The following is a 12,101-nucleotide window of genomic DNA, read 5'->3' as shown; positions in this document are numbered from 1 at the left end:
ATTTTATAAAATTAAAAAGGATAATTATTGCAGTAGGTGACAATATGAAAAGATTTGTACTAGAACATTTGATTGAATATAACGAAGAAACGAATGTTGAACGATGGGAACGAACATGTCTGTCTGTAGATGATCCATTTCAACTTTCTAGTTTTTTAGTGAACAACTATCGTATTTATGACACTCATTTAAACTGGGTCTATAAAATTAAATACGATGAAAACGGACTGCCAATAAAATAAGGCAGTTTTTCATTTATAGAGTAAAAATAAATAGATAATAATATTGATTTTTGATATAATAATCCTGTAAAAACAATCTGTGTTTATACATAAATTAGGATATAATTGTGTGGTAAACATTTGAATCTATTAAAAAAAGGAGCAAGTATATGACAAAGTACAGTTGCAGATTATACACTCCACATCCTAGACGAACAGAAGGTCACTTACATCAAATTATTACAGGTTACAAAATGCTTGCTGATCAGAGGTTAATAAATCTCGATGTTGAGATATCTGACTCTTGTATTTTGTCTATTATAGAAGTTGTAGTTAATGGGAGCATAAGAATTGCTTATGATATGGCAGACGGTTATCATTTTGATTTAGATAGAGTTCAAAAAGTTATTGAGCGTTCCAATTTTGTTTTTAAAAGAAGTTTTAATGAAAATGAACACTCACATTATGACTTTGCTAAGAAAGTTCGTCCACTTGGATTAAATTATTTTGTAACAACCAAGAACAATATTATGGATAAAACATATAAAAATTTTAGCGAACGTATGAATTGGTGCATAAAAGAGGCAATGGGCAAGAATTATCATCAACAGTTTTATGTAGATAGATTCGAACATGATCCAAAGGAGCCAATTAATAAGCCAAGGATTCTATTTATGGCTAGAACGTGGGGAATCGATGAAGCTCCAGGCTTAGAACAAGACGAATTCAGACATATTAATGATACAAGAGCCACATGTATTCGGATGCTACGCAAGGAGTTTGGTGAAGACTTTACTGGTGGATTTTCAACACGAAAAGAAGCCTTAGAACTATATTCAGATTGTGTATTAGATGATTCAGCTACAAAAAAAGAAAATTATATAAGACTAGTTAGAGATTCCGATATATGCATATCAACTATCGGACTTCATAAATCTAACGGCTGGAAGCTTGCTGAATATGTTGCTGCCAGCAAAGCAATTGTTGCAGAGAAGTTATATTATTATGTTCCAAGTTTTTATAATAATCAGCATTATCTAGAGTTTAACAACCCTTTAGAGTGTGTAGAACAAGTGAGGAAACTTTACAAAGATAAAGAACTATTAATGGAAATCAAGAAAAGTAATCATGAATACTATAAGAATTATCTGAGACCTGATAAACTCGTTTTGAACACACTGCTTCAATTGAATTTGTAAAAGGACTATTTTATAAGGAGTTGATATTAAGATGAGTGATTTCAATGATATTATTGCGAAGCGAGATTTAATCACCAATGAAGAAATTAATTATCATGTAATCAAGAACTTTCCCTATAATGGATGGGCTTCCACCTTTGTTGGTGACGGAACAATTATATTTTCAAAGAGTGGCGAGAAGGATATTAAGGCATATAGAGGTCGAGAGGTAGAGGATTGGCTGCTTGAAACATGGCTGGAGTGTAAGGCTAAGATCGATAAAATATCTTTGAAATAACGGTTTTAAAAGAAAGGAAGATTGGAGCCATGAACGACAAACCAGAAATCAATAGAGACGTAATAATCCATACAGCCAAAGGAGAAACTTTTTATCCACTTAAGGATTATGACATGGAGGAAATTGCGAAGAATCAAAATTATGTGGACTTAGGACGCTATAGAGTCAATCCTGAAAAAGTTGATAATTTTGTTCTAATGACAGGAAAATTGACTTTTATTGATGGTCATACAATTGTTATAGAAAAAAGTATCGGAACAGAGCATTGGCTATGATGTTAAAAAAGAACAAAGAAAAATCATAAAGCGATGATTTGATAGAGAGGAATGATAATAATGTATGACAAAGAAATTGTTCGTATAAATTTAGAAAAGTATATAGAGATTTATCAAGACAATAATACAGAAAAAATTAATCTTTTCCTATAAGCAGGGTGGGTACTTTTAAATATTCACACAACTGACTACGGGCATCCCGTTGAGAGACATCAAAGTACGGTGTTTACGCTTGGATGGGATACTTCTAGAGGTGTACCAATTAAACCTAAAACTGAGGCGGAAGAAAGATTTGAAAAACTGGGATTATAATAAAAACAACATTTCGAAGGAATATGCATAGATGACAAAATATTGGACACTTAAAACCGAAGAAGTTTGGAATGAATTCAAAAAATTGGGGTATATTGAAGGTTCAGAAGAGTATGCTCTATATCCAGAAGAATATAAATGGATGATGCAGCAGATGGCTTTGAGACTTCCTGAATACAATGGAGAGTACCCAGTGTGGTTGTGGCTCAAAAAGCCAGATATGAGGTCTACAAGTCATTTTGAGAGTGGGACCAAATGTGTAAGGTTAACTGTTGAATTAGACGAAAAAGATGTTCTTATTTCGGATTTTGAGAACTGGCATATGGTATTAAACGATTCGTTTAACGCAGATAGTGAAGATGAATACGAAGCGTTTTACAGAGGAGAACTAAGCATAACCAAAGAAGAAAGTTGGGAAAGAATATTTGATTTGAATAGAAATATTAATTCAAACTGGAGTGGAACAGGCGAGTGGTTACAGGGAGTTACAGGTAGAATAACTCTAGATAAAATTAATAAAGTAGAACATTTTGTAGCAAGAAAACGAGTAGAATTTTGATTGAAATATCGTTTTTATGAGTATTTCGAATCACAAAAAATGGGTAATTGGTTTGTACTATTGAGTTAGTTATGGTAAAATATTCTTACAAACATATATTCTTATTTTGTTTAGGAGGACTTTTTTTTGAGTGAATTAAAGATCAGTAAGAAACAACGAAATTTGTTGCTCAATAGTGCTGTTACTCAAGAATTTCCTTGGCTTTTCCAACTACTGAAAAAGAATACGAAACTTATTGCAAGTGACGTTGGGGATGAATATCACAGCGATTTTATTAATGTAGCACCTTTTATTATCAAACAAGCTGGTGAAGAATGGAAAGGGAACGAGGATCTACTTTATCCTGTTGAAGATTTAGGAGATAAACGTATCCGTTGTGCATTGTGTGGTACTCCCAACAGACTTATTCATTATATTAAAAATAAGGTGAATGGAATTACTTTGAATGTTGGTAGTGATTGCATTAATGAGTTTGTTGATTTTGAGGGTCTTCAATATGGCAAGACACGTTCTCAACTAGTTTCAGAAGCCAGGAAAGTTAAACGTATGGGAGATGTTAATAAACATTTTAATGGAATAGATAATATTATTGAAACATGGGAAAGGAAATTAGACAGTTATGATATTTTAATACCAAATTCAATTCGGATACCATATTTACAATTAAGAGATCAAATAAAAGAAAAATATGAAGGGTTTCTAAATCTTAAATATAACGATTCGACATTCGAAGTGATTGGGAAAATGTTCAAAAGATATCATGGGTTTGTTGAGGAAATGAATCAGTTTGAGACTACTCATAAAAATAGCAAATTTGTAGCAACTAAAAATATAATTAGATGGCTTGATAGAAATAAAAAGGATACTGTGATAAAGCAATTAAAAGAAACAGGGTACATAGATTTTAGCACAATAGAATTCATTCATGAGAAAAGTTTTATAAAACGGATTGAACCAGAGATTGTTTCAATGCTACAAACACTAGAACTAGACGTTGAAGACATTAATTACGATGCCGAAGAATTCATTATGAGTTTAAATGTGTATGCAGGTGGCATATGGATTAGCTGCCCATTCAAAAAAATTGTTGATTATTTTGGTCATTTGCTATTAGATAGCAAGCCCAAAGCAGTGCTTAATATGAAGAATTTGTTAAAAATAAGTAATATCTACAGTAACAACTCAAAGGAAATAGTTTTAGAATTAGTAAATGATAGATTCCAATACTTTGAACGTAAATTAAGTTTTAGAATTCATGATGAATCACACATAAGGGATGAAGTTGATATAGTAGATATTGAAAAAAATCGAGTATTGGTTTATAAATTAAGCATTTTTATTGATGAAGTGAAGAAATACGCCATCGAGGATTATGAAGAAGCTAAGGTAATAAAGGATGAAGAATATTATCTTGGTATTGAGGGAAAGCGATACACTATACAGGAATTAAATGAAATTCGTGGACTCGGTAATGCAATTTAAAAATATATAAAATTGGCATTTCACAACAACTGCATAGCAATAAATTATTAGATTAAAGATCCTATACATATTGAAAATAATATGTGGGGTCTTTTTGTCTTTTAACAACTAGAATCTGGAGCACGAAAAAGTCTTGCAATTTATTGTAATTATAGTAATGTGAGAATTGGAGGTGATAAATTGATTGAAGTGGATACATTATATACAATGACTTACACACTTAATAGTGGTATTAAAGGTACGGTAAACCTATCTCTTGTACAGATAAAAGAGTGGATTGATTGTTTTAAAATTGGAACTAGGTTTGTGACCTATGTTGGGGATGAGCATTTTGGACTAAATCCAAACTGCGTAGCTGACTATAAAGTACATAATGTATATTCAGAACAACGTAGACAACTAGAAGTTATCCAACCAAAAGAGATACTAGAGAGTAAAGAATTATTAGAAGCATATGAAGTAAAACAGATTGTTGCAAGAGTCGAATGTAAAAAATGTAGTACACAATATACAACCGATTTGATCTATAAGATGCCTGAAACTATCTGTACTAAGTGTAAATCGAAAGTTTATCTTCAGGAACAATTGGGAATGATTAATACTAATAAAGGTAAGGCTTATTACTATTCTAATAATGAAGAGGAGCAGTCATGAAGTTAGACAAAGTAGTAATAAAGAAAATACAATATGCTGCAAATCAAGCTGGTGGATATTTAACAACAATGCTTTATGATAAGCATAGAGGAGATTTGCCAAGTTGGGAAATACTAAAAAAGAACTTAAATATTGAGTTCTCCGAGTTGTTAAATTTGTGCGAGATAGACAACAAAGATGAGTTTTTAAAAAAGGAGAATAGGATTAAAGCAATAAGTAACTTTAAGATCATAAACCTTGAACGCGGAGAAGTATCAAAGACATTATATGATAATTATAAGCCAAGTTTAACTCCCAGCAGTGACTATATTAGCAAGCATTATGGTTGGGATGAAATAGCCAAAGTAGCAAATGTTAAATTAGCGAATAGTAAGTACTTGTCAGTGGATGATGCTGTTAGAGAGTTGAAAAATACAATTAAACAACTTGGGTACATACCAACTAGCGATGAATACAAGCAGAACAAATTAAAGCCATCTAGAGACGCTTTAAGTACATTAGGGGTGTCTTGGACAGAAGCAATGAAGAAAGCTGGATACAGGCCATATGGGACATCTGTGAGTGTTAAAGATAAAGTGTGTGCTGAACACAATTGTTTTAGGCAATTCACACCAAATGATGAAAGTGAAATATATTGCGATCAATGCTTTAAAATATATAGACAAAAAATAGTTGATAATATTAGAAATATGGACAGACATACCTTGATAGATATTAGTCAAAAAATAATTTACACAAGTTTAAATCAAAAAAATTTGTTAACTATATTTAAGGGAAAAATCATTTAAATTATAACATAGTTTATTTTTGTGTTATAATTTAAATAAAGAAGGAGTGAAAATATGTTAAAAGATCGGGAAGAACTTGAATTGCATATTCAAGAAAGAATAAGGGAAGTAAAAAAATCGAGAAAGAAAATATTCAATATAAGTAGTTATCTTTTGGAGTATGGAATTCCACTGGGAACATTTGAAGATATCGTTAAAGGTATACAACAAGTATCTTTAATTGAGTCTCCTGTTCTTTGTTTATTAACAGATGGAATTTACCAAATTACAGGTTATAAGGATGTAGATCCTAAGGAGTGGTTTACTGAGAATGAGATTGAAACATCTAAAAAACACGCTAGATCACTTTACACAAAAGAAAACCGAATATATTTGCCAATTGCATTTAATGATGTAATAAGAGTGACACAGAATAGTTACTTGACCAAGGTTGAGATGTCTTATTTAGTGCAAATGTTTCATTCACAATTAATTATTTATAAATTCGAAACTCAACGAAGCGCAAAATATATAGCAGGAAGAGATGGGATTGTACAGGTACCAGATATTAATCCATCAAGTGTTGAAGACATTTCCAGAGAGATGTTAAAAGAAAATTATTTGGACGATACCATAACATTAAATATATATTCAGATAGTGATAATCCAGTAGAATATAATGAGGAAGCGAAAACACTTATAATAAATGAAAATGTGATAATTTCGATTCTTGATGGATTTCATCGACTTCAAGGTGGGATTAGAGCTATATCAATTAATTCAGAACTTCCTCAAATGATGGGTTTGTCGATTAGGGTTTATAATGATGAAACAGCAAAAAGATTTTTTGGTCAAATAAATACGATAAATGTTGTGCCGGAACAAAGAAGAAAAGAATTGATTTCAGAAGGAAAAGAAGACATTGTTGTACAGGAACTTCAACAAAAGTCAGACCTAAAAGGAAAAATTGCATCATCGCCAAAAATTTCAGAAATTGCAGGGCAACTTACAACATTTGATATAATGTCTTATGCTATTGAAAATGTATTTAAGCCAAAAAGTAATCTTGAAGCAAGAGAAGTGGCGACATATCTGATTAAATTTTATGATTATCTGACGGGAAGTTTTGTTGACCAGTTTTTATTAAGCCCTCAAAAATACAAAGACACAAATATTAATCATCCTTTGATGTTTATTGGATATACTGTAATTGCCAAGTATTTTCAAGACAACAATATTGAATTAAAAGAATTAAAGAACTATGTTGAAAACTTAAATTTAAAAGATGAAGAGCTAAATGGATTGCTTAGTGATACTAAAAGAGGTATTAATTCATCAGCCTTAAGAAAAAAGGTATTAAAATATTTCAACGCTCTTGTTGAAAGCGGGGAGAAAAAATGAATAAAATATATGAAGATAAATTTTTTAATAAACCCCAGAAAGATCGATATCTAAAGGGATTAGAGGAATCTACATACAATACTTATTCTAGGGTATTGAAAAGAGCCTCTTATTTAGAAGAGCAATTAAACAAAGATTTATTTAATTTTAATTTGTATGAAATTGGGCAGTTAATGAAATTACTTTCACCAACAACTTTTTTGTCAAGTAAATCACAGATACTAACAATTAGAAGATATATAAGATGGGCAATTAAAGAAGACCTTAGGGCTGACAATATAAATCCTTTAGATGCAGCTCTAACTGATGAATTAATACAAAGTTATGTGGATACAAGTAATAAATATTTGTTTTCGGATGAAGAAATTAATTCGTTTATTGGGCGCATTGTCAATCCCCAAGACTCTGCATTGATACAGTGTTTATTCGAGGGGATAATGGGAAGAGCATACTCAGAAATATTAAATATCTTAGAGAAAGATGTAGACCGGGGAAATGGTTATATTACGCTTCGCAATAAACCAGCAGAAGGGCCACTGGAAACAAGGGAAATAGAAATAAGTCAAAAATTAATGAACTTACTATATAGTGCTGCACATCAAACCGTGTATTATAAGTCAAACGGAAACGAAAGTGTTTTTATTAAAGCTAGAGATGCAGAGTTAATTGAGTCTCCTTATGTATTTAGACCAGTTGCATTAAATGTAAAATATATAGATAATGCTCCACCGAACTTGGTCTCAAGACGAATAAAAAAAATAGCCAAATGGTTCGATTACCCATACTTAACACCAATTAATATCAGAAAATCGGGTATGTTGAAGTACGCAAATGAGCTTTATCGTGAGAGTGGCAAGTTTGAACGCACAGAGCTAATGAAAGTATGTAGAAAGTTTGACATTGATTATAAAGGAGTAAATCGCTTAACAACAGACTTCCTAAACATTGAAACTATTGAATCTTTATACCCACTAATTGGTGACGAAGAAACGGGAGAATAGCCCGTTTCTTTTTTTTTGAATTTTAGTGTTGACATGCTAGAATATTGTGGTATTATTAATTCATAAGTTAATTATATTTACTTTATAAATCGAACGGGGGAAGGGTAATGGGAAGTGCTTTGGTATACATACTGTTTTCAATGATTGATGGTGTTTCAATTCTGACATTTGCTTTTGGATCATTCAAAGTTGATTTAAAAAGTTATTGGAAAGAAATATTCCTTACGGCGTTTATTATATCAACTGGCAATTATTTTTTGAGCCAACACGATAACTTTCAAAATTATACATCTGTGTTCAGTTTAATATTATTATTTTTATCGTTATTATTTTATTTTAGAATTTCAGTATTTTCATCTATTAGATTAACAATAATAGGATTTGTTTCACAGGCGATAATTCAATTGGTATTGGTGCTTATTACAACTATGGTTATACATACAAATATTTCAGAAATTCAAGAGAACGATTTTTTAAGATGTTTACTTCAAATTATTAGTGGATCAATTATGATATTATCAAGTGTTTTGATGAGAAGAAAAAGATTATACTTTACTACTCTCCCTTATGATTATTCATATAAAATTAAATTCACAAAAGTAAACACAATTTTGATACTTTCTTCTATAGTGGTTGTAATAATGTTTCTCAATATTTCAAGGTTTAATAATATAATAGTAGAAATTCTGTTTTGGATATTATGTATTTTTAATATTTATGTTCTTGAAACCAAAAAACAAATGAGGGATGATATTGATTAATTATTTTTCTGAATTTATTGCTCGATGGCTAACTAATAATTACAAAGATGAAATGCCATCATATCAAAAAACTAGATATTCGATCAAGTTAATTATTACTAATCTGCTTCCATTGTTATTAATATTTGGATATGGTCTATATTCTGATACTCTCATAAAATGTTTAATATGTTTATTGTCATTTTCAATCTTGCGTCAATTTTCAGGTGGATTCCACTTGAAAAATGCTGATATTTGTATTGTTGCGTCAACACTTTTAATCTTGTCAATAACGGAGATTTCGGTATATGTAAATGATTCACTTTCCATTGTTTTTAATATTATTAGTTTTTTATTATGTTTAATATTTTCTCCTTCTAAAATAAACAATAGTACAAGAATCAGAAAAGAAAATTTCCATATTTTTAAGATAATTTCTTTAATATTGATTATTTTTTCATTAATACTAAAGAATCCAACTGTAACATTGGCAATGTTTATGCAGGCTTTGACTTTGATCCATATTCCAGCAAAGGAGGTGATAGTTAATGAAGAGTAAGTATAAAATTATGAGTATTCTTGGAACAGTTTTGACTGTTTTTGCAGTAGTTCAAACCGCAACAGCAAGCTGGACCATCCTCCACGGAGAAGATGTACCGGAAGATATGAAATAAAAACGGTATGTGCATATACATATTTTATTGGTATATGCACATATTTTTTAAAGGAGAGTGGGAGTCAACATGAAGTCATTCATAGTTTGTAAGTGGGATGGAGAGAAAATGAGTGATGAAGCTGAATGGATAAGTTTAGACGAAATAGACTACATAAATACAGAATCAACAAAAAAAGAAAAATCTTTTAAGGTATATTACACTAGTAGGGGAAGATTTAGAAACTGCACATCCGTTGATAAAGAGTATGCTTTGCTAGAAAAAGAAGAAGGAATGGTGAAGATTGACAGAGGGATTTTAGCAAATTTAAATAAAAAACCTGATTATGATCATAAATATGATTTATTAATATATGAGTCGAAGAACCAAACCAAGCGGACAATTACTGTTGCCGAAAAGAGAGTGCAAGCCGTAAAGGATTATCTTGAGCGACTATTCAAGAAAAAAGTTTGACAAGAATAAGGACAAATAAAAAGATGATTTATTATATATTGGTGATATATATTACATAAATAGAACAATAGTCCTTCATTCGACTTTATTTATGACACTAATCGACATTTATTTACTTTAAAGACGAGTTATGGGTAATTGTCAACAAATATTCGTCCCAAACTTAACTTTATTGCATAAAAATGGGTGAAATTATAAACTAGTAAATAAGAAATAGGTGATAAGTACTACAAAAATATGAAAACAGAAAATGGAGAGAAGCAAATGAAATCAGATTATTGCGAAGCACTAAAAATCAACAAAAACGCCACTGGATTTTGGGAGATGTTTGAATTTGTAACAGAAGGGGACGAAGAGAAACAAGCCAGATTTATTGATAAATGTAAAAGTAAAAATAGAAGAGAGATTGAATTACATACCTTCTCTTTAAGAAAAAAACGATTAAAAGAAAATAGGTTTAATTCCAGCGATGAATTTGTTTCATTTTTCAAGAAGGATAAAAAGAATGCTTTGCAGCAATTATTCCAGGAACCTTTGAATCATAAAAAGATATCTCTTTTACAGCACGATCCTGCACACTTGTACAACATACATAGTAAGTCTAATTTTGACATCTGGTACATGGAATGCTTACTGTATGTATAATGGCCGGACTAAAGAGTTCGGCTTAAACTTATAAAGTAAAAATAAGTATTGATAATTAATATATTGTATGTTATTCTGAGATTAAAGATAATATGTATCGCTTTCTAGAGGCGTTAATATATAGAATTACTTTATAAGATAAAAATAAATAATAATTAATTGAAAGAATACTTTTATAAAGATATTGAAGCGAGGAAGTACTAAAATAACGTGTGAAGTTGCACGATTACATAAACGATTAATATTTAGGAGGTAGTACATTGAAGGGATTATTTTATGAAGTAGGAGACAGAGTAGAATTGTTCTCACATAGTTATGATAGTGAGGGTGAAATCGAGTATGGTGATTGTGGGGTTGTAATCGACGAGAAATCAGATTTGTTTAATGGCTGCTACGAGCAGGACTTGAGAGTTGAATTCGATAATGGGTATGAAGCTTGGGTTCCTGCGGAAGACTTTAGATAAATTTATTAAGGTAGTGAGTTGATGGAACTTCAGCCGACATACGGTTACTTCGAAGCAATAGGAATTGTAACTGGATTGTCCAGTACGAAATCCGTAACAGAAGGAGAGAAGGAAGATTGCCAATGGAAAAGACTACAATTCGGAATAAAGGTAAGCCATAACGCCTTTGTATATGTGGAATTGATGGGTATGAAAACATCAAGGGTTAAAGTATATGAAGCATATGGTAATAGAGAAGATAATAAATACATAATGGTTGATTGGAACGAATTAAATAAATTCATTACTAAGAAATATAAGATTCCGAATATGATAAAGATAAATATCAATGATGAACCATCTGATTTAGTGCAGATGAGTTATGACGCAATCACCTATCTAAACAGTAATTTAAATGATGGAGACACCATACTGATCAGAGGTACAACGAAGATTGAAGATTATAATGGAGAAATACAAGAAAAGTTTACTATCAAAAGTATTTATTCTTACGATCCAATCAACTTTGACGATAAAAAATATTTTATATCGGCTTATTTTAGCCAGGAAGTTATTTTTGTGGGTTTTGAGCAAATAGATAAAAATAAATATAGTTTATTTGGAAAAATAGTTATTAAAGAGTCGAGTGGCTTTAGAGCAATTCCTTACAACTTTATCGTTTATAAATCAGGCGATAACACTGAATTAATTGATTATTTGAGCAATAAAATTCACTTTGGTTCGTTAATCAAGGTGTATGGAAACATACGGCATTATGTGCCAATAACAACAAATGATGAAGGACAGCGAGTTGTTGTTGGCACATCAATAAAAGAATTAGTTGTTACAGGTGGGAGTGTCTTAGAGTCTGAAAAATACTCAAAAGAAGATTTGGAGCCACGAACGATAACTGGTTCACCATTCGAGGAAGATAATGAAGTTATAAAAGAAGGATTCAATAAATTTGGATTTTGAAAGGATGTGAGGGCATAGATACT

16 protein-coding genes are annotated in these 12,101 nt (G+C 30.9%); all 16 read left to right on the top strand.

Going from position 1 to position 12,101, the window contains the following annotated elements; all coding sequences use genetic code 11:
- Positions 1-391 precede the first annotated feature (391 nt).
- Positions 392-1,420, top strand: a complete 1,029-nt coding sequence (locus KP014_RS20805) for a hypothetical protein (protein WP_036588322.1) — start codon at positions 392-394, stop codon at positions 1,418-1,420.
- A gap of 31 nt (positions 1,421-1,451) precedes the next feature.
- Entirely contained in the window at positions 1,452-1,697 is a 246-nt protein-coding gene (locus KP014_RS20800) for a hypothetical protein (protein ID WP_036588319.1), read from the top strand.
- 29 nt (positions 1,698-1,726) lie between these two features.
- The gene (locus KP014_RS20795) at positions 1,727-1,972 is read left to right on the top strand and encodes a hypothetical protein (RefSeq protein WP_036588318.1); all 246 of its coding nucleotides are present in this window, start codon (positions 1,727-1,729) and stop codon (positions 1,970-1,972) included.
- Between the two features lie 343 nt (positions 1,973-2,315).
- On the top strand, positions 2,316-2,843 hold the full coding sequence (locus KP014_RS20790; protein ID WP_036588307.1) for a DUF3841 domain-containing protein: 528 nt from the start codon (positions 2,316-2,318) through the stop codon (positions 2,841-2,843).
- Between the two features lie 126 nt (positions 2,844-2,969).
- The gene (locus KP014_RS20785; RefSeq protein ID WP_036588304.1) at positions 2,970-4,325 is read left to right on the top strand and encodes a hypothetical protein; all 1,356 of its coding nucleotides are present in this window, start codon (positions 2,970-2,972) and stop codon (positions 4,323-4,325) included.
- Between the two features lie 189 nt (positions 4,326-4,514).
- Positions 4,515-4,979 (top strand): hypothetical protein, encoded by a 465-nt coding sequence (locus tag KP014_RS20780; protein ID WP_246590785.1) that lies wholly within the window; start codon positions 4,515-4,517, stop codon positions 4,977-4,979.
- Complete coding sequence (locus KP014_RS20775) at positions 4,976-5,767, top strand: hypothetical protein (protein WP_036588301.1); 792 nt, start codon at positions 4,976-4,978, stop codon at positions 5,765-5,767. Before KP014_RS20780 ends, KP014_RS20775 begins: the two co-directional genes overlap by 4 nt.
- Positions 5,768-5,821: 54 nt before the next feature.
- On the top strand, positions 5,822-7,147 hold the full coding sequence (locus KP014_RS20770) for a ParB N-terminal domain-containing protein (protein WP_036588299.1): 1,326 nt from the start codon (positions 5,822-5,824) through the stop codon (positions 7,145-7,147).
- Complete coding sequence (locus KP014_RS20765) at positions 7,144-8,148, top strand: tyrosine-type recombinase/integrase (RefSeq protein ID WP_036588296.1); 1,005 nt, start codon at positions 7,144-7,146, stop codon at positions 8,146-8,148. Before KP014_RS20770 ends, KP014_RS20765 begins: the two co-directional genes overlap by 4 nt.
- 107 nt (positions 8,149-8,255) lie before the next feature.
- Complete coding sequence (locus KP014_RS20760; RefSeq protein WP_036588285.1) at positions 8,256-8,909, top strand: hypothetical protein; 654 nt, start codon at positions 8,256-8,258, stop codon at positions 8,907-8,909.
- Positions 8,896-9,447, top strand: a complete 552-nt coding sequence (locus tag KP014_RS20755) for an accessory gene regulator B family protein (protein ID WP_090833766.1) — start codon at positions 8,896-8,898, stop codon at positions 9,445-9,447. The genes KP014_RS20760 and KP014_RS20755 overlap by 14 nt, the downstream gene beginning before the upstream one ends.
- Positions 9,437-9,562, top strand: coding sequence for a cyclic lactone autoinducer peptide (locus tag KP014_RS20750; RefSeq protein ID WP_090833765.1), 126 nt, complete (start codon positions 9,437-9,439; stop codon positions 9,560-9,562). The genes KP014_RS20755 and KP014_RS20750 overlap by 11 nt, the downstream gene beginning before the upstream one ends.
- Positions 9,563-9,670: 108 nt before the next feature.
- Positions 9,671-10,015, top strand: coding sequence for a hypothetical protein (locus KP014_RS20745; RefSeq protein WP_139210542.1), 345 nt, complete (start codon positions 9,671-9,673; stop codon positions 10,013-10,015).
- 264 nt (positions 10,016-10,279) lie between these two features.
- Positions 10,280-10,660, top strand: a complete 381-nt coding sequence (locus KP014_RS20740; RefSeq protein WP_036588280.1) for a hypothetical protein — start codon at positions 10,280-10,282, stop codon at positions 10,658-10,660.
- A 260-nt stretch (positions 10,661-10,920) separates the two neighbouring features.
- Entirely contained in the window at positions 10,921-11,124 is a 204-nt protein-coding gene (locus tag KP014_RS20735) for a hypothetical protein (RefSeq protein WP_036588279.1), read from the top strand.
- Between the two features lie 21 nt (positions 11,125-11,145).
- On the top strand, positions 11,146-12,078 hold the full coding sequence (locus KP014_RS20730; RefSeq protein WP_036588275.1) for a hypothetical protein: 933 nt from the start codon (positions 11,146-11,148) through the stop codon (positions 12,076-12,078).
- Positions 12,079-12,101 lie beyond the last annotated feature (23 nt).

The sequence above is a fragment of the Paenibacillus sophorae genome (assembly GCF_018966525.1).
In the GTDB taxonomy this organism is placed as follows: domain Bacteria; phylum Bacillota; class Bacilli; order Paenibacillales; family Paenibacillaceae; genus Paenibacillus_AQ; species Paenibacillus_AQ sophorae.
This window is presented reverse-complemented; position numbering and strand designations above follow the sequence as displayed.

Excerpts from the sequence above, each read along its gene's own strand:
- KP014_RS20805 (WP_036588322.1), top strand. The coding sequence starts at position 392 with ATGACAAAGTACAGTTGCAGATTATACACTCCACATCCTAGACGAACA.
- KP014_RS20800 (WP_036588319.1), top strand. The coding sequence starts at position 1,452 with ATGAGTGATTTCAATGATATTATTGCGAAGCGAGATTTAATCACCAAT.
- KP014_RS20795 (WP_036588318.1), top strand. The coding sequence starts at position 1,727 with ATGAACGACAAACCAGAAATCAATAGAGACGTAATAATCCATACAGCC.
- KP014_RS20790 (WP_036588307.1), top strand. The coding sequence starts at position 2,316 with ATGACAAAATATTGGACACTTAAAACCGAAGAAGTTTGGAATGAATTC.
- KP014_RS20775 (WP_036588301.1), top strand. The coding sequence starts at position 4,976 with ATGAAGTTAGACAAAGTAGTAATAAAGAAAATACAATATGCTGCAAAT.
- KP014_RS20770 (WP_036588299.1), top strand. The coding sequence starts at position 5,822 with ATGTTAAAAGATCGGGAAGAACTTGAATTGCATATTCAAGAAAGAATA.
- KP014_RS20765 (WP_036588296.1), top strand. The coding sequence starts at position 7,144 with ATGAATAAAATATATGAAGATAAATTTTTTAATAAACCCCAGAAAGAT.
- KP014_RS20760 (WP_036588285.1), top strand. The coding sequence starts at position 8,256 with ATGGGAAGTGCTTTGGTATACATACTGTTTTCAATGATTGATGGTGTT.
- KP014_RS20755 (WP_090833766.1), top strand. The coding sequence starts at position 8,896 with ATGATATTGATTAATTATTTTTCTGAATTTATTGCTCGATGGCTAACT.
- KP014_RS20750 (WP_090833765.1), top strand. The coding sequence starts at position 9,437 with ATGAAGAGTAAGTATAAAATTATGAGTATTCTTGGAACAGTTTTGACT.
- KP014_RS20745 (WP_139210542.1), top strand. The coding sequence starts at position 9,671 with ATGAGTGATGAAGCTGAATGGATAAGTTTAGACGAAATAGACTACATA.
- KP014_RS20740 (WP_036588280.1), top strand. The coding sequence starts at position 10,280 with ATGAAATCAGATTATTGCGAAGCACTAAAAATCAACAAAAACGCCACT.
- KP014_RS20730 (WP_036588275.1), top strand. The coding sequence starts at position 11,146 with ATGGAACTTCAGCCGACATACGGTTACTTCGAAGCAATAGGAATTGTA.